We start from the raw sequence: 19086 nt of genomic DNA on the forward strand, positions 1-19086 counted from the left end.
CTTTTACCGCAAACATCATTGGGGGAACCATGACAGACCAGACACCATTCTTTGAGCAGGCATCCGACACAGATGAGCCCACAGAGGGCAACGTCTACTCGACCACGCTGCTCTGGGCGGGCATCGGTGCCCTCGTGCTCGGGTTTGTCCTCTTCGCCTACGGTTCGAGCGAGTACGCCGGGTCGGGGAAGATGGTACTCGGCGGCGGCCTCGTCATGTTTGGCGGGCTGTCGATGCTGCTGTGGCTCACGGTAAAGGCGTTACGCCAGGGTAGGTAGCGCGAGACGCAGAGAAAGCCCCGCCGCTCAATCCGTGAGGATCAGATGGCGGGGCTTTCTGCTTGGCGTTATCTGCCGAATCGGGCGTAGGCCTACTGTCGGCTGATACCGAGAGCGTTGCCGATCTCTTGCCAGGTGCTGCCACCCTCACGCGATGCAGCGACGACGGCAGATTCTGCGTCGTCGATGTCGGCGCGGGTGTCGTGCGTAATCTTGAGCTGCTGAATCGGTGTCGGTTCGGCAACGGTCCAGAAATACTGATTATCGATTGGGTCCTGCCGGCTGGTCACAAGTCCGGATTGCTTCGCTAGCTTTGCAGCGTAGGCGTCCATGTCCTCAACGAGGCGTTCGAAGTCAGAGTCGTAGTCGAAGTTGAAATCGGCATCCGCAATGTTCGGATTGAAGAATTCGCCTTCGCCGTGGAAACCGAGGAGGTCCCATGTCGCGACGAGGGTATTGGTGTCGTCATTATCCATGGTCTGAAAGACGACGCTTGAGGAGGCTGTCACGTACTGCCCTGAGTCGATCTTGGTGCGATCAGGTATCTGAGCGCTAATCCTGGACAATTTGGTCTGCATCATGGAGTAATCGTGTCAGTTTGGACTGACAGATAACAGCCCCGACACAGGGGAGGAAATCACGAAAAAGCCCCGCCACCTCGTGAGAGGGGCGGGGCTTTGGGTGAAGATTATGCAGGCACGCGCTCACTGGACGATGCGGCCGTCTCGATAATTTGGCGGAGCATGGCGAAGTTATCCTCCCAGCCAGGCGTAGCTCCGCCGGACGCGTGGAGAGCTGTTCGCGCCGCTCCCAAGCCGATCGTAAGGGCTGTGACTTCATCCTCGGCGTCTACATCCATGGAGAAGATCGCAATTTGCGTTGAGAGGTCGCCCGCGAGGTCGGCGTTATCGATTCCCTTGCAGTCGTAGAGGGCGTCAGCAATCGCATCGAAAGCTGACTCAAAAGCGTCAGGGGACATGTCCACAGCCTGAGCGGACAGTTCCAAGTGGAAACTAGTCATAGCGAGACCTCCTTGTTCCAGCATTCTAAGCGGAGAAAATGGCGTTTTAGATTCAGAAGATACGAACTTCCGGGCGTGAGATGGATCGTCTTCATATGTAGTCCACAACCGCACTTGCCCATGAAATATTTCTTGCCCTTGACAAAGGACCAGTTTTCACTTTCGCAGATACGGAGTACTGCCTCGATGTGCTTGTCCTGATGGCGCGGCCTCGTTGCCAAGGAAACCCCCACGTCATTTTCTTGCGAACTTGCCTCATACTAGTCCGCAAAGGGGGCCCTCCGCTGCACCCCCCGAACGGGCAGATGTAAATTGATCCAGCCGCGCTCCGGTTGCTGGAACCGTGCCATCGTCGCCCTGAGCGTCAAGGAAGTCCCCGGGCTCGCCACCGACTGAGCGCAGGAGTAGCGACGAAGCCCCGCCACCCAATCCGTGAGGGTCGACTGGCGGGGCTTTGTTGTGGTGCTAAGCGGTTGTGGGGGGTTGCTCTGTGGTGGGGGTGATCGCGGCGTCGAGGTTTGCTTGCTCACCGCCGAATGCGAAGAACTTTGCTGCGGGAGTGGCGACGAGGGCGGGGATCGCTTTTAGGGCGGCACGGCGTTCCTGTTCGGCGGTGACCTCGATGCGGTGAGTGTTGAGCTCGTCGTCGGTGAGTGTGGTGAGCTCCATGGCTACTTGGCATCCTTCGCGGCCGTGCCCGCGGATACTGCGAGGCGGTCGGCGGATTGCTTGAGCAGCAGGTCGTAGCTGGCCTGGGCGGTCGTGATCGCGATGAGGATCAGCAGTGGCCATGCGGGGATGACGACGCCGAACCCGAAGAACGCCAGGGCCAGCACGACGGCCGAGAGCAGCAGGGCGGTGAGGATCGCCACGAGTTTCTTGTATCGGGTCGGCCAGAGCGGATCGATAATGAGCGCTACGGCGTAGGGCGAGAAGAAGTTGAGTAGCACGGTGATGACGGCGGGGATGGTGGGCAGGATGAGGTCCATGGTTACTCCAGGTTCTGGGGGTTGGGTGGGATGGTGGTGGTGTCTACGCAGGGGGCTGCGATGAGCATCCGCTCGAGGCGGGCTGCGTGGTTGGCCCAGCGGTTGGTGTTGCGGCTGAGGCAGTCGGCGCGGCGTTGCTCGTCGCTGGCGCGGGTGCGTTCGACGGTGGCCTGCTGTACGGCGTCGTCGCGCTGGGCTTTCATGCTGGCGTTGTCGCCGCGTTCTTTTTCGGTTTTGCCGGATGCCCTCGACGCGGCGTTGTTGATGAGGGAGGTGATGACTCCGCCGGCGCCGACGAGGGCGACGAACATGGTTGCGATTTGTGCGCCGTCCACGGGGTTATCCTTCGGGGTCGTAGGCGTATCGGCGAATTTGTGTCCAGCGCAGGGTCAGGGTGGTGAGGGCGACGGCGATGATGCACAGCTGCATCAGGTAGGGGCCGGCTTGTTGGATTTGGAGGAAGGTGATCACGACGGCATACATCGCGAAGGCGGTGCCGGAGCTGAGCAGCCCGACGCGTTCTACCCACCAGGATCCACGCAGCACGCTGGACGCGCCGAGGATGCCGCCGACGATGAAGAACGCGCCCCAGAGGAGGGTCAGCGCGGAGCCGAGCGTGTCGTCAATGCTGGTCGGTGGCCCGGTGAAGGCGCTGGACCCGCCGAGCACGAGGATCAGGTAGATGCAGAAGAACGCGAGCCGAGTCGAGCGGGGTTCTTTGATCCGCATGAACAGAGCGTGCAGCCATCTGGGGACGTGGCGCGGCCTAATCATGCGAAGTCCGGCAGTGCAGGGGTGGCTGGCTGAGATGAATATGTTGGGGCATGTTTCTCCTGGGGTGCTGCATGATGGGGGAATGGCGAATCAACCGAAGACTCCGATTACGTCGGTGCGGATCCCGGTGGATTTGAAGGAGGCTGCGCAGGTGAAGGCGGCTGAGAACGGTGAGACGTTGACGGACGTGATTCGTCGTGGCCTGGTCGAGTACCTAGCCCAACCCTAAACGGGGTGTACATACACCTTGCGGTGGGTGTACATACACCCATAGGTTGGAGCCATGAAACTCCTCCTGACCCTCGCCGTTGCCGTCGCTGCTACCGTCATTTTGAGCGGATGCGCGGATGAACTCATCGCCGAGCCGGTCAGTGTCCGGCAGGTGCAGGCTACGAGCGCACCGGCGCCGAGCGTCGAGCCGGTCGCGCCTAGTGAGGTTTTGCAGCCGATCGAGCAGGTCGCCCCGGTCGCACCCGCACCGCCCACAGTCCAGGTCCCTGCGGCACCGGCACCCGTCGCTGCGGTGACGGATGCCCCCGCACCTGTCGTACCAATTCCGGTCGCCCCGATTGTTGAGCACATCGTCGAGGCTGCCCCAGTTGAGGCTGTCGATCCGTTCGCTGCCTGGCTGCTGAACCCGACCTTCGAGTGTGATGAGGGCTTGGCGCCGGGGTGGCTAAGCAATGCCGGCGTCCCCACGGGCTGCGTTGCGAACTGATCTTTCCTGCGCTATTCCAGGGGAATCGGCATCGCGCGTTAGGTTGGCGATTGTGATAGCCAAGACGAAGCGGGCTGCGGCCCGTGATGGTCGGCTTATCGAAGGCGCGTGATTGAGGTTCGAACGGTGTTGCCGGTCGCGGCTCCATTCGACTTGTAGAAAAACAGCGGGACGCGGGTGTCGGCTTGTGTTGTTGTCCAGGTGGTCGAAACGCTGACGAAGTCTTCACCACCATCGAACGATGAGCGAGCAGTCTGGACACCACCGTCATTGCCGATCTGAGCGAATGAGCGTGACGTTACTCCCGCACCGAGCTTCACGGAGTAGGTGAGCATGTAGGTTCCGGGAGTGGCGATGCGTAGTTGCATGCTCCCCGCAACGGTATCGAATCCGCCCAGGTTCGTTTGTGGTGAATCTGCGTTGGTGTTTTGCTGGCCGTAGGTGACGGTGTTGTCGTAGGCCGTCGGATTCCCGGTGAAATATTGCACGTCTCCGATTCGACCGCCAGCTATATTGAAAATGTTGTCGGTATAGATTTTGGTGGCCAACAGCGTGGGCACGGAGATGTCGGCTTGACCACCGCTGGGGAGGTAGTTGCGCCCGATCTGAATGCTGTTTCCGCCGGCCTCCAGGATCAGAAAGCCGGTCGCGGTGTCGGCATTCACCGAGTAGATGCTGTTGGCGTAGCCGCTGGGCGAGTAGAACTTCACGGAGGAACCCGAGACTTCGGCGCGCTGGCCACTTGTCCCGGTACGCATCGTCCCGGTGATGATCGCATCTACGGCCGTCAGTAGCCCATCCGTTCCTACCGAGGTCTTCACTACGCCAGCGTCGTCGTATCCTTTCAGCCCGGTCGTGTCGAGCTGCACACGACGCCCGGAAGCTGCGGTGCGGATGAGAGCGCCGGTGACGGTCATGCCGTCGATGGCCGTTCCGATGAGCTGTATCGCGGTGACGGTATCGGCGGTGATCTTGCCGCCGTCGAGGTTCGCGATCAGGGCGTTCGTGATCGCGAGGTTCGCGATCGCGTTGGTACCTAGCTGCGCGGGAACCCAATCATTTACCGAGATAGACCAGCGCGCGATCGCGTTGCCGTTGTCGGTGTCGAACCAGATGTCGTCGACGGCATGCCCGGTGCCGCTCGGCGCTGAGGCCTGATACCAGACCGTGTTCTTTTCGTTGGCGGTGGTCTGCGCGTTCCCGGCTGTGGTCGCTGCCGAGGCTGCATTATTGAAGGCCGCGTCAGCACGAGATTGCGCGGTCGCAGCGTTGGTCTTAGCGGTGTCAGCCGTGCTCTGCGCTGTGCCTGCAGCTGTGTTCGCCGAGGCCGCATTCGTCGTGGCCGTGTTGGCTTGACCTTGCGCCGTGTCTGCGGCTGATTTCGCTGTTGCCGCATTTGTCACGGCGGTATTCGCGGTGCCCTGCGCGCTGGACGCGGCAGAGTTGGCCGAGGCCGCATTCGAGGTCGCGGTGTTGGCCTGCATTTGGGCTGTGGCTGCCGCCGAATTGGCGGTCGCGGCCGAGGATGCCGCGGCCGTGGCGACGCTGTCAGTCACCGCAACCCAGGTGGTGCCGGTGGTCCACTTCTTCGGGGTGTTCGCCCCGTTCGTGATGTCGATCCACAGCGTGTTCGTGTTGGCGTAAGCGCTACCGGGAGTCGCCGTCTGATAGAGCACTACGGCCTTGGTTGCGGCGAGGCCCGAGGCGGACACGGCTTTCGCATCGGCGGTGCTCGCTGCTGATGCGGCGCTGGTCGCGGCCGACTGGGCCGACACGGCCTTGCCATCCGCTGTCGATGCCGCGCTGGCTGCTGAGGACGCTGCGTTCTGCGCCGTGACCGCTTTCGAGTCCGCCGTCGCGGCGGCAGTCGTGGCGCTGTTCGCCTTGGTCTGCGCTGCGCTGGCTGCTGAGTTCGCAGCTGCGGCGTTGGTCGTCGCTGTGTCTGCCTGGCCCTGCGCAGTGACGGCTTTGCCGTCAGCGGTCGAGGCCGCGGAGGCGGCACTGTCGGCGTCGGTCTGCGCGGCGACGGCTTTCGCATCAGCTGTCGCGGCGTCGGTCGACGCCGAGTTGGCTTTGGTCTGGGCAGTCGCCGCAGCGGTCTGGGCGGTGACGGCTTTGCCGTCCGCGGTAGCCGCATCAGACACACCCTGATTGGCGGTCTCGGTGGTCACCACGACCTGCTCGGTGAGTTCCGTGATGCGTTGCACGGGTGGGCGTAGGGATTTGGCGACGGATGCGGTCAGTTCGCGGAACCCGCGTTCGAGGTCGCCGACCCTGCGCTGCTGGGTGTACTCGTCGGGGAGCATCGCGGATCCAGGTAGTCCAGGGTTTGCCATCAGGTCTCCAAAGTCGTCGCGAGTAGCGTGGGTGTGATTGTCGGGTTGGCGCCGAAGGTTTGCTCCCAGCCGATGCAGCGGGCGACGCCGGCCAGCCCACCCGGGACAGACGGCACGCTCTCCACCTGGTCCGGCACCTCACCGATCGTGCCGCCGATGACGTAGCCGATGTCATCACCGATGCCCCAGTCGGTGTCGAGCTGGGGGGCTGCGTCGGTACTCGCGGTGAGGGAGACTGCTGCGCTGCCATTGCGCAGGATCGCAAGTGCAGCTGCCGCGTGGTCGTCGAGGGTTTCGGTGATGGTGATCGAGGTGGAGGGTGTCCAGCGTTCCTCGAAGGTGGGCCTGATGTCGTCGAGTACGATCTGGTGCGCCGATTGCGGCCGAACGTCGGCGGTGGCGGTGGAGACGGCCATGACGTCGTTGGCCCCGGATCCGTTGGCATAGCTCGAGCGGATCTTGAAGTCGGTGACGCACCCGGGCATATCGAAGGTCGCCTGCGGGCCGAGCCCGGCCGGCGCGGCGACGCCAACGCGATCGCCCACGAGGAGCACGAAAGTGATGCGTTCAGGTTCGTGTTGCCGTTCTCCGACGATAGTCCATTCGGGGCCGCCCTTCAGGCCGGCGAGGGCTTGGAGCACGGAGTATAGGCTTTTGTCTTCGTCGTCGGCGAGCTTGAGATCGCGTAGCTTGCCGTCACCGGGAGTGGTGAAGACTACCCGGATCGGGATGCCGCCATTCGAACCGGCTGCGGCGTACTTGTCGACCAGGGTCTGGACGATCACATTCTGCCCGACTTGGAGGAAGACCTCGTCGCCGACGAACTTTCGGTCGAGGTAGGCCTCGACCGTGGCCAGGCTGATCGGAATGACATCGGTCTGGTTGCGTTCGGCCTCGGTGACCATGCCGCCCCATGTCGGAATATTGTCGGTGAGCAGCCAGAGAACGGATGCCCCCTGCAATACCGCGCGCGGCCAGTTCTCGGGTGCGGTCGGCAGGGGGAGGTTGGCCGTCGTCGACGTGAAGCGTGAGAGTGTCTTGCCGACCTTCTCGACTTCGAGGCCGGGGAGGTCGGCGATCACATCCCCAGTTTTGAGGTCGCAGGATACCCAGGTGAGGGTCGTCATGAGCTGAGAACGGCGACGGCCTGAGCGAATCGCACGGCGTCGACGGAGAGGAGGTTAGCCACGGCGGGCGGCTGCACGACCCGGTATTCCGGGCTTGTCATGCCGTTGTAGGCCGCCACCGTGCCAATCCACATTTCGTAGGCCTCGACCGTTGCAAAGCGGTGCGAGCCTGCGGCAGTCAGGGCAGCGATTTCGCCGGTTTCGCCATTGCGTAGGTACATCGTGGGGGTCTTCACAATCTGTAAGGGCTTGACGGGAACTACGGGAATGTTGGGCGTGGCGACTGCGGTGATGGTGTCGGCCGCGGGCGCTGAGTCCTCGATGGCCGCGAGGATGTACGGGGCTGGGTCGTCGGTGCCGATGCCGAACACGCACGCGGACGAGTTGCCGTGCACGGTGTGGACGTGGGGGCCGCCCCAGGCAGAGCCGGTGAACTCACCCCAGGTAGCAGCCTCACCGACGAACGCACCTGTCGCGATAACGGTGCCCGCTTTCGGTATCCGATTGATGAGGTGGCAGTAGCCCGAGTAATCGCCAAGACCATGCCGGATCGCGAGGGTTTGACCAACCACCGCTGAATGCTTCCACGGCTGGACAGTGCCGCCGCGATAGCACGGGATCTTCTGGCGACCCGCACACCGAATGTCTTGGCCGTGATGCGACACCGGGTAGTAGGGGCCTTTGATGCCGTAGCGATTACCCCACCGCGATTCGGCATAAAACTCGGCGACAGTCACGCTCAGTATTCCCCGGCTGCGAGCGCATGAGTCTCAGCGGTCACTTGGTATGCAGCGGAGACGGTGCCTTCTGAGGTGAACGTGATGGTGCACCCCGTGCTCGCAGGAAGTGTCACATATCCTTTCCGTGCGAATCCGTAGTACTGCCCGCCGATATTGGTATAGATGCGGGCCTGCGGGTTGAAGCTCAGCACTCCCGCTGATGCGGTGACGCCGATACCGGCAGTGCCAGCAGACGAGGGACTGATCAGTCCACTCACATCAACAACGACACGCTGAGCGTAGGGCTGTGCCTGGATGATGACCGGGTCGCCGAGCACGACACCACCACTGACATAGGCGGTGTTGACGAGCTGGAGCGAATCCCGCAGGGGAGACCGACCCAGACCCGCACGGCTCCATGCCGTGCCATTCCAGCGCAGCAGGCCCACAGTCCAGTCATCGATGAGTTGACCTGGGTACGGCGCTGCTGGGTAATCGCTCGCTGTCGGGCAGGGAAGGATCCCGCCCGCCGCGACCGCATACGGCGCAACCCACGTCACGACGGGGGAGCCGGCACCAGACTTGGGCACGTTGATCCGCGCTACCACGAACGTGTGTGCCACCGGTGGCACCGGCGTCGGCTGCCCGGCGACGGCCTGGCCGGCGAGGTACTTGCGGGTGACCGCCGGAACTGTCGACCCGTCTGATTCTGACGGGTCGTCGACCTGCACGTAGAGGATGTCGGTGCGCGCGTATGACGCATTCGCGGCCGCCATCGAGCCTGACGCGGCCGCGTCGAACGCGAAGTCGTACGGCCCCGCCTCAGCGGCGGCCTGCACGTCAGCGGTGCCGGCGAACGGGCCGCACGTCCAGGTCGTCGACGTTGCGGTGACCGTCGTGGTGCTCGTGCCGGGACGCACGCCGGAACGGGCGCCGAGCGGCCGGGCCGCGGTGGCACCCGCGAGGGCGACGGCGGCGGCCTGGCGCAGCATCCGTCCCGAGTAGGCGGGGGCACCGTCAACGGCGTTGACCGGGTGGAGGGTGTCAGTCATGGGGCTCCTAGCTGTCGGCCGGGGTGGCCGTGATGGTGAGCTGCGAGGCAGCGTTGAAGGATGCGGCGGTGAAAGCCCAGGTGTTCACGCCCGGCTCGAACGAGCTCCAGCCGCGCGCACGGATGTACTTGTTGCGCGACGCCTGCCCGTTGGCGAGTACTTCGTGCCGCTCGTAGTCGATGTCGAGCCACTCGCCGGCAGCGAGCACCAACGACGGCGCGAACACGAGCTGCCCACCGCCCGGGCCGGCATGCGTCACGATCGGCCCAACGCACGGGCCATCGATACGTCCAAAGACCGGACCCGCAGTGTTGCCCGGGTTGGTCAAGGTGATCTGCCCGGTGGCCTGCACCGCGCTGATCACGACCGGCACGGTGAAGGGGATGGTCAGTCCGCCGGTTGTTGACGGGAGGGAGGTGGATCCGGTCAGGGGGGCGTGGAGTTTGCGCGGGTCGAGGGCGACGACCTGAATCGACCACTGCGCCACGGTCGTGCTGATCCGCTCGAAGATGACCTTGCCAGCTCGGCGGACCATGCAATGTCGGAACTGACCGTTTTCCTCAATGGTTAGCAGTGAGTCTTCGAGCGTGCACGCCGCGCTGAGTTGTAACTCTGCGCGTTTCAGCTCGGCCCACGAGGATGTGAAGACCTTGCCGCCGATGCCGATGTCCCGGCTCTCCTCGTAGGCAAGCCCGGCCGATCCGCCCTGCCCGCGTACTTTCTGTTCGACCCTGATAGTCGAGGCGGGCGAACCCTCCCAGCCCTCGAATTCCTCCATCAGCCACTCAGTGCCCGTGGTGGGATCGATGGCTGAAAGAGCGAGGCCGGAGAGCACCGGGTGGGTTGTCTCAAGTTCATACATCTAGACCCCCAATCGGTTTTGCTGACGAGCGACTTCCATCGCTGTAGCCCTGGCGCTGACCGCCTCGTAGACGTTGATCGTTTGATCGCGCACGGGGGGCCGCTCTCGCGTCGACCGTGCAGCCGGCGTGCTCCCATTCGCGAACGACTGCGCGTCGTTGGGCACGAGGCGTTGGCCGAACCGCTCGGCGACATCCGCGAGGATCGCCATGGAACGGCCGCGCTTGGACGGGGTGAGCGGGATGTACGCCTCACCACCGGTCTCAGGTTCAGCCCACACGCGTATCGCACCGGCGCGTTCGATCTGGGCCACGTGGCGCTCGGACACGCTGCCTTGGGCGTGGAACGAAACCACGGCGCCATTGGCGTAGGAGCCCATCTGGCCGTTGCCCGATGCCGCCCCGTTCGTATCCGGCATAATCGCACGCATATCGATTCCGGCGATCCGGTCACTAAGTGCCTGCACCTTGGACAGCGCTGCGTCGGTGCTGATCTGTACCTCGGGGCTGAGACCCTCGATCTTCAGGCCGTAGTCGAGAATGATCTGCTCGACGGTAGAGGTGCCAGCGGCGAGCTTGGTAGCGATCTCGTTGGCCGCGTCGGTGCCGAGCTGTGCGCTGGCCGCGTCGATGACGGTCTTACTGTCGGTCAACCGGGCCGCGAAGGCTCCAGTGGCGTTCCCAGCTTTCTCAGCAAAGAGCGTCTCGGCGAGGGCGAGCTGCTCGGCCGACCCATTGACGAGGTCGGCGACGAGCGGTGCGCCTTCCGGGCCCAGCTTGCGGAGTTCCTCAAGAGTGCCTTCAGAGACCTTCCCGGCGAGGGTGACCATGTTCGATTCCCAGTTGTTCTGGTTGTCGACCATCGTCTGCAATTCGGCGAGGTAGTCATCGAGTCCAACACTGAATCCGTCGTAGTAGTCTTCCCACGAGTCGCTGCTGGACTCGGTCGCGTCGGCGGTCGCCTGCGCGGTCGCCTGGTTCTTCGCGATGACAGTGTCGTACGCCCCGCCGAGGTCAACGAATGCGGCGTCCGTGGCGGCGATGTCGTCGAGGTGGTCTTGGTTGGCCTTCGCGGCTGCCTCCGTGGCGGCCGTCTGCGCCTCCGTCGCGGCAGTCGCAGCCTCGGTGGATCCGGTGCCGGCGTCGGTGGCTTCCTTGAGTTCGGCGAATCGTCGGCTGGCGTCTTCGGTGGCGGGCTCGCCATCGTTGAGCACCTTCCACAGGTCATCGGCACCTCCGCGCATCTCGAGCGCGGTAACCCCGTTCTCGGCGAGTTCCTTGGCAAGCTTGCTGTTCGGGTCATGCAGGTCCTCAACAGCTTTGCGAACCTTGGCGAGCGCTGCGGGCTGCTGTAGATATGCGTCTACGAGGTCATCCGCGGCCATGCCCATCTCTTTGGCGGAAGTAATCGAGCCGTCTTTTTGCAGCTTGTCAGCAACCCATGCGCGAGTGTTTTCGTTGATCGCACCCGTCTGGGCGTCCAACGTGTCCGACAGCCCCCGTGCGTCATTGGCGGCATTGGCGCTATTGGTGGCGAAGGCACCGAGAATGACGGCCGCAGCAGTGAGAGCAATGCCAACGATTCCGCCGGCGAGCGCTGTGCCCTTCATCGTGGTGTTCAGAAGGGTCATCGCTGCGCGGAATTCAACAACCTTGGGTACGGCGAGGAGGAACGTGCCACCGAGCAGGAGTGCGGCGGCAGTACCGACGCCAAGCCAGAAGACCGAGCCCTGCAGTCCGTCATCAAGGTTGCTGTACCAGTCGACGACACCGGTGAGGATCTGCACCATGTCGCGCATGACGTCATTCGAAGCCGACCCGCTTTTGATGAAGGCTGCGTCCATGGATCCGCCGAGCATCTCGATGTCACCGGCGAGGTTGTCTAGCTTCATGCGAGCCTGTTCGGCAGCGAATCCGCTGTCGTTGACGTTGGCCGTCCACTCGGCTACACCTTCGCTACCCTTGGCGTAGAGGATGCCGGCAACGTTTGCGGACTCTGCGCCGAAGATTGCGCCGAGCGCTGCGGATCGGGTCTGTTCGTCGAGGTCGCCGAGACCCTTCTGAAGTTGACCGGCAGCGTCCTCCATAGTCGTGAAGTTGCCCTGCGCGTCGAACACATTGATGCCGTACTCGGCCATAGTGGCAGCCGCCGTCTTCGTCGGCGCAGTGAGGGACTGCATGACGCCGCGCAGACCGGTGCCGGCCTTCTCTCCGAGGATGCCGTTTGCGGCGAGCATGGCCAGCGTGCCCACAGTGTCTTCTAGGGGGATCTTCAGGCGGGCGAAGGTCGGCCCGACGTATTCGAGCGCGAGGGCAAGGTCATCCACTGAGCCCTGCGCCTTGCCGGCTCCGGCGGCGAGCAGGTCGGCGACGTGCATGGTTTGGGTGCCCTTGAGATTGAACACGGTGAGGGTGGTGGCTGCGATCTCTGCGGCGCGGGCGACCTCGAGTTCACCGGCAGAGGCAAGGGCCAGAGATCCAACGAGAGAGCCGCCGAGGATGTCCTTGACACTCACACCCGCTTTCGCGAGTTCGGTCTGCGCGTTGGCCGCTTTTGTGGCAGTGAAGACGGTATCCACACCTGCCTGTACAGCGGATGCGCTGAGCGCGTCGAGGTCTTCGCCGCTGGCCATGGTGGCCGCGCCGACCTGAGACACGGCTTGGTCGAAGTCGGCGAACTTGGCGACGGCGACGGTGGCCATGGCTGCGAAGGCGGTGCCGATGCCGAGAGCGACGGTGCCGACCATACGGCCGGCCTGATCCGACTTGACCTTGAGAGCTTCGAGCTCGGCGGCGGTCTGCTTGACCTTGGGTGCTGCAGTCGCGTTCTCGTCGCCGAGCTTCTTCGTGCTCTTGCCAGCCTCATCGACGGGAGCTTTCGCAGCCTTCGAGGCCTTGCCGGTCTTATCGATGTCCGTCGCGAGTGGGGCGACCTTCTTCGATGCCTTCTCAGACTCGTCGCCGACAGCTTTGGTGCTCTTGCCGGCGTCGTCGAGCGGGGACTTCGCGTTCTTCGCGGCGGTGCCGGTCTTGTCGACCTCGGTGCCGAGCGGCGAGACCTTTTTGGCCGTGCTTTCGGCGGTGGTACCGAGTCCGGCGAGTGCCTTATCGGCGGCTTTCGCGTCCTGCTGGAATACCTCCGCTCCCATCATCTGAAGGGCGAAGCTGATTGCGCCTGCGTTGAACACCGGCCATCACCTCTTTCTGTAGCCAGGACGGCTCGGGGTCGTCGATGAGGCGGTGAATGGCGGACCTGATGAAGTGCCATGTACGGGTGTCGAGCGCCCGGTCAAGGTCCGGGATGATGCCGTGCTGCGCGAGGTCGAGTTCGACCTCGCCGAAGAGTTGCGGGAGCGCGAGGGTCCAGAGCTCTACAGCGGTGATGCTTCGGGCGTGGTCGTCGACTGCTTCGGTTTGCGCGACCGCTTGGCGGCCGGCAGCTTGTCGACGGTCGTAGTACTCGCGGCGGTAGGCCGGATAGGTGCCTGTAAGCGGATCAGGTGTTCCAATGCCGTACTGGGCGCGGTCTGCGTTGGTGAGATCCCCAAACTCATGGTCAGGAGCAGGAGTGCTTTTTTTGCGCCAGCCATGCCTTCACCGCCGCTCAGGTAGGCGTTGACGCCGTCGAGGCCGAGCACGGTCTGCCAGTAGAACGACGGCAGGAGAACGTTCTGGCCTTCGTTCAGGCTGAGGTCGTTCTGCACGCGCTCGTAGACGTCGAAGCCGACTGCTTCGGCGAGCACGGCCTCCATCTCGGAGCCAGGGCGTTCGCTGGCGACGATCTGCACGAACAGATCAGTGAGTGCCTGGCCGCGGCGCCCGCCGAGCGGCTTGATGATGAACGGCTCGGCGATGCCGTCGATCTGGATGTGAAGGTCGCGGCCGTGGAGTGTTGCGGTGGTGGTCATGGGGTATCCCTGCAGATAGGTGAAGCGGATGGTGCTGGAGGTGTGGGGCCGGGCGGCCAGTGACGGCCGCCCGGTGGGTGGTGCTACGCGCCGCGCAGGTAGCCGAAGGCGGTGCTGGCGCCGACCGCGTTGGTCAGCACGATCGGCGCGGACCCTGCGGTGCCGGCCGGCACCTCGAGCACGACGATGTTCGGCTCGCCGGGGATCTGCGAGATCGACGTGACGGCGACGCCGCCGATGGTGGCCGCCGTGATGTTGGCCACGTTGTAGCCGCGGCAATAGACATTGGCCGAGGCGATCGCCTGTGTGGGCAGCGCCGACTCGATGATCGGGATGCCGGTGCCAGCGATCGGGCTCGTGATGATGCCGACCGGGCCGTCGCTGGTGAGGGTGAACGCCCACACGAGCTTGTCCTTGAACCCAGTGGTCGACTTCACCGCGGCGACGGAGTAGGAACCTTCCAGTGCGATGAGGCTTTCGTCGCGGCCGTCGAACGTCTGCGCGTCGAGCTTGTTGGCAGCGCCGGTGGAGCGGGCGACCTTGAGCAGCTCGACGAGCCATGCCTGGGCGATGCGGCCGAGAGCGTCGCGCACGCCCTCCACGGTGAAGGTGATGACCTGGGTGTAGGCGAGCACGTTGGTGCTGTCGGTGCCTTTGAGGCCATACGCTTCACGCATCACGGTGATCGGGGTGGGGGTGTTGACGAGGGCGTTGACGTCCCCGGTGATGTTCTCGAAGACGCCCGCGCGCTTGACGCGGAGCATCTCTTCATGGGCGAGAGCGAGGGCGCCCTCGGTGACGACGGTGGTGTCGAAGATGGTCGAACTCATGGTTGGGTCTCCAATTGGGGTGGTGCCGGGCATGCCGGCTGAACCCCACGGTTGTGGGGAGGTTTGAGGGGGCGTGCGTTACTGTGGGCGCCGACCGAGGAAATGGAACGTCTGTGAAGTCGCGCAGCGCCCGGATGAGTCAGCCGACAGCGCGAGCGACGAGAAGAGCTCGCACCACGAGACGTTCATCCCGGGCGGCACGTTCTGCTTCTGGTCCAGCGGGGCACTGATCAGTGCGGCGAGGTTCTCGGCTGCGATGCTGCTGCCCTTGATGCGGGACATGATCTGCACGCGGTAGAGCATGTTCGCGCGGCCGTCAGCGATCGGGGATAGCCACGAGAGCACGATGCAGTTGTCATTCGTCGTGGGCATCGTGGGGCCGTTGGTGTAGATGCCGCGGTCGGTGGCCGCATACGAGCCGGTCGAGTACACGCCGACTCCGCTGTCTGCGAGGTGCTGCGCGAGCGCCCGGCGGAAGATGATCGGGTAGGCGTCGGGGTCAACCACGTTTGGCCTCCGTCCCTACGATCTTGCGCAGCTCCTCGGCGTTCTGCAGGGCAGGGTCCGAGAGGTAGTGCGACTTGCGGCCGTTCTGAAAGTTCGAGTTGCCGAGGTAGTGGCGGCCGAGGTTGTCGACGAGTTCGCCGTCCTCATGCCACCGGGCCGCGTAAGGGGTGTCGTAGGTGACCAGGGTCTCGTCGCCGAGCGCCGCGGCCGGCACGACCGTGCCGGACGCGATGAGGGTGCCGCCGCCGCCCGAGTCGAGCGGGGCCTCGGCAGCAGAGAGTGCGAGCAGTCGTTCGCCAGCAAGGTTCTGCCCCTTGACCGCGCCGAGCAGCATGTTGGCGACCATGCCGTCGAGGTTGTTGGTGAAGGTGACGGCGGCGCGGATCTGGCCTGCCATGGTGGCCTCCCTACAGGTAGAGCTCGATGTGGGACGGTGCGCCGTTGTAGTCGAACAGGGCGGAGTCGATGACTTCGGATGTGGTCTCGCGTGGCGTGCCAGCCCAGACGGTGACGCGGGAGCGAGGCAGCGTGTCATCCGCGATGAGCAGGACGACGAACGCGGTCGACGTGACCTCCTGGCCAGCAGTCGGCGAAGTGGAGCGGCGGTCGACGACGAGGCGCGACTTCTGCTCGACGTATGCGGGCCGGTTTGGTGTGGTTGCCCACGTCTCACCCTCGGCGCCCTCACCCGTCAGACGGGTGATATCCACCCGGTGCGGGAGGTGCTTCTCGCGGAGTCGGCGCGCCATTAGTAATGCACGATCGTGGAGGATCGCAGCCCGGCGTTCTCGAGGATGGTGAAGCACTTCTCCCCGATGCGACGCTTGAGCTTGTCGAGCTCACTGTCGTCGCCGGATGCTGAGCTTGTGGTGCCGAGGGAGACCGATCCGATCTTCACAGCGCCCGCGTGAGACTCGGCACCGGTGACGTCGTCGGTGATGCCCCAATACTCGACGATCGCGCAGGTCGCTTCGACGAACGCCTCGATCACCTTGACGTCGGTGGGCACGCCCTCGGCGTCGGTGTCGAAGATCGCCAGGCGGGTGAGGCGGTCGACCTCGATGGACGCCGAACGGAGGCGCTTAGTGAGCTTGTCGGTGTCGCCCTCGAATGCCTCTTCAGCGTGGCCGGTGTAATCGGTGGGTGTGGCGTAGATGCGGGCCATGGTCAGGCTCCCTTCGCGTCAAGACGGGCGCGGGTTGCGTTCAGGATGTCGAGAGAGCGCACTCGGCGGGTGAGGTCGATGGGAATGAAGTGTTCCCACGGCCCTAGGAAGTGATTCGGGCATCCAGTAGCGGGCACCATGCCACCGTCTGCGAAGACCGGGGCGTCGTCGGCCACGGTCAGACCTCGGTGACGAACGCGTCCGGAGCGTGCGCGCCGATGGCTTCGAGGATCTCAGCCTTCGTCTGTGCACCGCCGAGGTCGAAGCCCTGCTCGCCTGCGTAGGCGATCAGCTTGGCTTTCGTCCAGTTGTCCAAGTAGTCGAGCGCGGGCGCGGTCTTCTCGCCGTCACCCTCGACGTAAGGGGGCAGGTTGCGGCCGGTCCCGTCCAGGTCAGCGGCGAGTTCGACGGACTCTTCGATCTCGTAGCCGTGCATCCGATACGCGTCGGCGAGGTTCTCGTCGTGCGTCAGGTCGACCTCGGCGTACCCGTCATGGAACACGACGTCGCCGAGACGATCGGTGAACGTGCCGGGCCGCGGGTTCGGGTGCTTGATGCGAGACATGGTTAAGCCTTCTCTGTGATCTCGGTGACGGGTGCCCGCCCGTATGCGTGAACCTCGCGGATAGCGTCTGCGGGCTCGTAGGTCGCTGCGAAGATGTCGGGCTTGCACGGGTAGAACTCGCCCTGGATGCCCTTGATGACGACGTCACCAACGTCGGCGCGCATCTTGCCCTCGAGCGTGCGAATCTCCATGTGCTCGGGCACGGCGAGCCGGGATAGTTCCCCGTTCGGCGCTCGGAGTTCGGTGACCTCTTCGCGCCAGGTCGTGTCCGGGTGCCCCGGCGTCTCGCCGATCCAGTCGAGGATGGCGTTGCCGTTGTCCCAGCCGCCGCTGTAGGTCATGGCTTCGATGACTACTGGCTTCTTGCGGTACTTGGTTGCGATGGTGTGCCTCCGTGAGGTTGGGCCACCCCGCCCTGTGCAGGCAGAGCGGGGTGGAGTAGTTGGGCAATATGCTGAGCGGATGCCAAAGACACATCTGACTGCACTTCTATGACTGCGGCTGAATGGGTACCGATTTCGGTTGCTGCTATCGCCTCAACCGCCACCGTGGGAGTTCAACTTTTGCTGATGCGCCGGGAACCCTTGGCGATAAGGCGGATCAAGCTGCTGAGCGAGGCAATCGAAAGCATGCCTCCCGAAGACCTCGGCAGAGTCGAACTATCCGACGCTCGCAGTCACTTGGCCTCGCGTCTTGCTAAGTCGCTCATTGGCCTACGCGGATTCGCGAAATTCTTGCGGCGAGTCGCTTGGATCAGCCTCGCCGCGGGGACCGCTGTCATCGCCGGGTGGCTGATCTTTGTGGCAATCAACCCGAGCGCAGTTTCGGATAGTGAGCCGACGAGCGTGCTTCAGATCGGAATCGCACTGCTCGTGTTAGCACCCATGACGCTTGTTTACTCCGCGATGTGGCCGATGGTCGATCCATTCGTGCTGGCCACCACAACGATTGTCGAGCACATGACCGACAACATTGCACGTGGGGTGGACCGCGTCGTGAATCGTCGCTAGCGGCCGTCGGTAAAGGTAAGTTGCTCGCGTGCAGAGGCGCGCTTGCGGCCGGTGAGTTCGACGTGCTCGCGCATCTGCGCCTGCTTGGCTCGCACCTTCAGGGCGGCGCGCTTCTGGTCGGTGGGGTCGGCCGCGATGGACTCGCGCCGCTTGTACTTGCGAATGTCCCGCTCGATGGAGCGCTGCTTCTCGCGGTCGGCTTCGGCCTGCGGATCGTACTCTTGGCCAGCCTGGGGAATGGTGAGGCCCGGCATGTACGCGATGTCCTGATGTCGGCAGTTGGGATGGTGGAGCCCAGCGCCGCGCGCAGCCTCGATGGTGGCGATGATCTGCACGGTGATGTGCTCGTCGCTCGTGGCGTGCTGCACGACGACAGTGCCCGTGCTCCCGTCTGTAGACAGGATCTTCCCGACCCACGGTGCACACTTCGAGCAGGAGTCGAGAGCGCCGACGACGGTGACCAGGTTCACGCCGACCTGCTGCATCCGCCAGATTCCGGCGTCGTTGAATGCCCGGTTCACAGCTGTACGCCCGGCCATCTCGGCGTACGAGCCGATGCGCCAGTTGCACCCGCTCTTGTCGACGAATCCGGTAATGCCCTCGGACAGGAACCGCTGCACGGCGAGCTGCTGCGACTGCAGGTTCGTGCCCGCCCCGAGGATAGTGTTCGACGCGGTGAACGAGATGACGCGCTGGTAGGCGTCCTGCGGGTAGCGTGCAATCCGCAGCGCCATGTCTTCGAGCCGGGAGGTGAGGTCGAGGGTCAGCATCGTCGCGGCCTGCGACGACGAGCCGGTGAGAGCCGTTGTCTGTGGGAGGCGGGTGGCCATGCCGAGCCGTTCGGCGGCGGCGGCCTCGCCTTCCGTCCAGGCGAGCGTGATGACCTCGAGGGCCAGATCGCGGCTGTGCAGCTTCTCGGCCATCTGCGCGGCAAGGTATTGCAGCTCACGGATCGACTGGGCCCTGAGCGCCTGCAGCTCAGCGAGCGCCTTGTTTCGTGCGACGGCCCGGGCGAAGAGGTCCGTCATGTGCGGCGTCATTGCCGTGGTGCGGATGGTCTCTTGGAGTTCGAGGTCACGATACGCGCGGACAGCGACGGCCTTGATCAGCTCGTCCTCGGCACCGGCGTAACGGGCCGCGAGGTTGACGCCGAGCTCCTCTATCAAATCTTCGGCAGGTAGCCCAGCGGGATCGGGTACGTATTGCGCCATCCGCTGGCCTCCCTGC

General features: G+C 64.1%; 26 protein-coding genes. 4 read left to right on the forward strand and 22 right to left on the reverse strand.

Translation table 11 applies throughout. The annotated features are described in order from the left end of the window. The first annotated feature begins 29 nt into the window (after positions 1-29). Positions 30-278 (forward strand): hypothetical protein, encoded by a 249-nt coding sequence (locus CJ028_RS01315; protein WP_105033477.1) that lies wholly within the window; start codon positions 30-32, stop codon positions 276-278. Between the two features lie 92 nt (positions 279-370). Here the strand turns inward: CJ028_RS01315 and CJ028_RS01320 are convergent, their stop codons facing one another. The 6 genes from CJ028_RS01320 to CJ028_RS01345 form a co-directional block, all read right to left on the reverse strand. Continuing rightward, positions 371-859, reverse strand: a complete 489-nt coding sequence (locus tag CJ028_RS01320) for a hypothetical protein (RefSeq protein ID WP_105033478.1) — start codon at positions 857-859, stop codon at positions 371-373. 107 nt (positions 860-966) lie between these two features. Continuing rightward, a complete protein-coding gene (locus CJ028_RS01325; RefSeq protein WP_105033479.1) occupies positions 967-1299 on the reverse strand; it encodes a hypothetical protein in 333 nt (110 codons plus the stop codon). Between the two features lie 465 nt (positions 1300-1764). Next, a complete protein-coding gene (locus CJ028_RS01330; protein ID WP_105033480.1) occupies positions 1765-1968 on the reverse strand; it encodes a hypothetical protein in 204 nt (67 codons plus the stop codon). Positions 1969-1970: 2 nt separating this feature from the next. After that, complete coding sequence (locus CJ028_RS01335) at positions 1971-2288, reverse strand: hypothetical protein (protein ID WP_105033481.1); 318 nt, start codon at positions 2286-2288, stop codon at positions 1971-1973. Between the two features lie 2 nt (positions 2289-2290). After that, positions 2291-2623: a hypothetical protein gene (locus tag CJ028_RS01340; protein ID WP_105033482.1), complete on the reverse strand. Its 333-nt coding sequence runs from the start codon at positions 2621-2623 to the stop codon at positions 2291-2293. A gap of 4 nt (positions 2624-2627) precedes the next feature. Continuing rightward, positions 2628-3017 carry a hypothetical protein gene (locus tag CJ028_RS01345; protein WP_105033483.1) on the reverse strand — a complete coding sequence of 130 codons (390 nt, stop codon included), beginning with the start codon at positions 3015-3017 and terminating at the stop codon, positions 2628-2630. A gap of 127 nt (positions 3018-3144) precedes the next feature. Between CJ028_RS01345 and CJ028_RS20845 the strand changes: the two genes are divergently transcribed. Beyond that, positions 3145-3291, forward strand: coding sequence for a hypothetical protein (locus tag CJ028_RS20845; RefSeq protein ID WP_161498859.1), 147 nt, complete (start codon positions 3145-3147; stop codon positions 3289-3291). Positions 3292-3345: 54 nt separating this feature from the next. Beyond that, positions 3346-3780 carry a hypothetical protein gene (locus tag CJ028_RS01355; protein ID WP_105033485.1) on the forward strand — a complete coding sequence of 145 codons (435 nt, stop codon included), beginning with the start codon at positions 3346-3348 and terminating at the stop codon, positions 3778-3780. Positions 3781-3875: 95 nt separating this feature from the next. On the opposite strand, the gene CJ028_RS01360 is transcribed toward CJ028_RS01355, so the two are convergent. The 15 genes from CJ028_RS01360 to CJ028_RS01425 all read right to left on the reverse strand — a co-directional run bounded on the left by CJ028_RS01360 (position 3876) and on the right by CJ028_RS01425 (position 17190). Further along, positions 3876-6116 carry a hypothetical protein gene (locus CJ028_RS01360; protein ID WP_129590340.1) on the reverse strand — a complete coding sequence of 747 codons (2241 nt, stop codon included), beginning with the start codon at positions 6114-6116 and terminating at the stop codon, positions 3876-3878. Beyond that, entirely contained in the window at positions 6116-7198 is a 1083-nt protein-coding gene (locus CJ028_RS01365; protein WP_105033487.1) for a hypothetical protein, read from the reverse strand. Before CJ028_RS01365 ends, CJ028_RS01360 begins: the two co-directional genes overlap by 1 nt. A 41-nt stretch (positions 7199-7239) precedes the next feature. Next, on the reverse strand, positions 7240-7980 hold the full coding sequence (locus CJ028_RS01370) for a peptidoglycan DD-metalloendopeptidase family protein (protein ID WP_161498860.1): 741 nt from the start codon (positions 7978-7980) through the stop codon (positions 7240-7242). A gap of 2 nt (positions 7981-7982) precedes the next feature. After that, the gene (locus CJ028_RS01375; RefSeq protein ID WP_105033489.1) at positions 7983-9014 is read right to left on the reverse strand and encodes a hypothetical protein; all 1032 of its coding nucleotides are present in this window, start codon (positions 9012-9014) and stop codon (positions 7983-7985) included. A 7-nt stretch (positions 9015-9021) separates the two neighbouring features. Beyond that, on the reverse strand, positions 9022-9876 hold the full coding sequence (locus CJ028_RS01380; protein ID WP_105033490.1) for a hypothetical protein: 855 nt from the start codon (positions 9874-9876) through the stop codon (positions 9022-9024). Then, entirely contained in the window at positions 9877-13062 is a 3186-nt protein-coding gene (locus tag CJ028_RS01385; RefSeq protein ID WP_105033491.1) for a phage tail tape measure protein, read from the reverse strand. It lies immediately after the preceding gene. Between the two features lie 183 nt (positions 13063-13245). Continuing rightward, a complete protein-coding gene (locus tag CJ028_RS01390; RefSeq protein ID WP_105033492.1) occupies positions 13246-13782 on the reverse strand; it encodes a hypothetical protein in 537 nt (178 codons plus the stop codon). 83 nt (positions 13783-13865) lie between these two features. Continuing rightward, positions 13866-14612, reverse strand: a complete 747-nt coding sequence (locus CJ028_RS01395) for a hypothetical protein (protein WP_105033493.1) — start codon at positions 14610-14612, stop codon at positions 13866-13868. Positions 14613-14690: 78 nt separating this feature from the next. Beyond that, positions 14691-15119 carry a hypothetical protein gene (locus CJ028_RS01400; RefSeq protein WP_105033494.1) on the reverse strand — a complete coding sequence of 143 codons (429 nt, stop codon included), beginning with the start codon at positions 15117-15119 and terminating at the stop codon, positions 14691-14693. Continuing rightward, the gene (locus tag CJ028_RS01405) at positions 15112-15516 is read right to left on the reverse strand and encodes a hypothetical protein (RefSeq protein ID WP_105033495.1); all 405 of its coding nucleotides are present in this window, start codon (positions 15514-15516) and stop codon (positions 15112-15114) included. The genes CJ028_RS01400 and CJ028_RS01405 overlap by 8 nt, the downstream gene beginning before the upstream one ends. 10 nt (positions 15517-15526) lie before the next feature. Further along, positions 15527-15868, reverse strand: a complete 342-nt coding sequence (locus tag CJ028_RS01410) for a hypothetical protein (RefSeq protein ID WP_105033496.1) — start codon at positions 15866-15868, stop codon at positions 15527-15529. Continuing rightward, entirely contained in the window at positions 15868-16284 is a 417-nt protein-coding gene (locus tag CJ028_RS01415) for a head-tail connector protein (protein WP_105033497.1), read from the reverse strand. The genes CJ028_RS01410 and CJ028_RS01415 overlap by 1 nt, the downstream gene beginning before the upstream one ends. Positions 16285-16286: 2 nt before the next feature. Continuing rightward, the gene (locus tag CJ028_RS20850) at positions 16287-16460 is read right to left on the reverse strand and encodes a hypothetical protein (protein ID WP_161498861.1); all 174 of its coding nucleotides are present in this window, start codon (positions 16458-16460) and stop codon (positions 16287-16289) included. Between the two features lie 2 nt (positions 16461-16462). Continuing rightward, positions 16463-16849, reverse strand: coding sequence for a hypothetical protein (locus CJ028_RS01420; protein ID WP_105033498.1), 387 nt, complete (start codon positions 16847-16849; stop codon positions 16463-16465). A 2-nt stretch (positions 16850-16851) separates the two neighbouring features. After that, complete coding sequence (locus CJ028_RS01425; protein WP_205683908.1) at positions 16852-17190, reverse strand: hypothetical protein; 339 nt, start codon at positions 17188-17190, stop codon at positions 16852-16854. 150 nt (positions 17191-17340) lie between these two features. Between CJ028_RS01425 and CJ028_RS01430 the strand changes: the two genes are divergently transcribed. After that, positions 17341-17859, forward strand: a complete 519-nt coding sequence (locus CJ028_RS01430) for a hypothetical protein (protein ID WP_105033499.1) — start codon at positions 17341-17343, stop codon at positions 17857-17859. Here CJ028_RS01430 and CJ028_RS01435 read toward each other — a convergent pair. Further along, the gene (locus CJ028_RS01435; RefSeq protein WP_105033500.1) at positions 17856-19070 is read right to left on the reverse strand and encodes a phage minor capsid protein; all 1215 of its coding nucleotides are present in this window, start codon (positions 19068-19070) and stop codon (positions 17856-17858) included. The two genes, CJ028_RS01430 and CJ028_RS01435, sit on opposite strands and share 4 nt — an antisense overlap. Between the last annotated feature and the right edge of the window lie 16 nt (positions 19071-19086).

This window comes from Cryobacterium aureum, assembly GCF_002954245.1.
GTDB classification, from domain to species: domain Bacteria; phylum Actinomycetota; class Actinomycetes; order Actinomycetales; family Microbacteriaceae; genus Cryobacterium; species Cryobacterium aureum.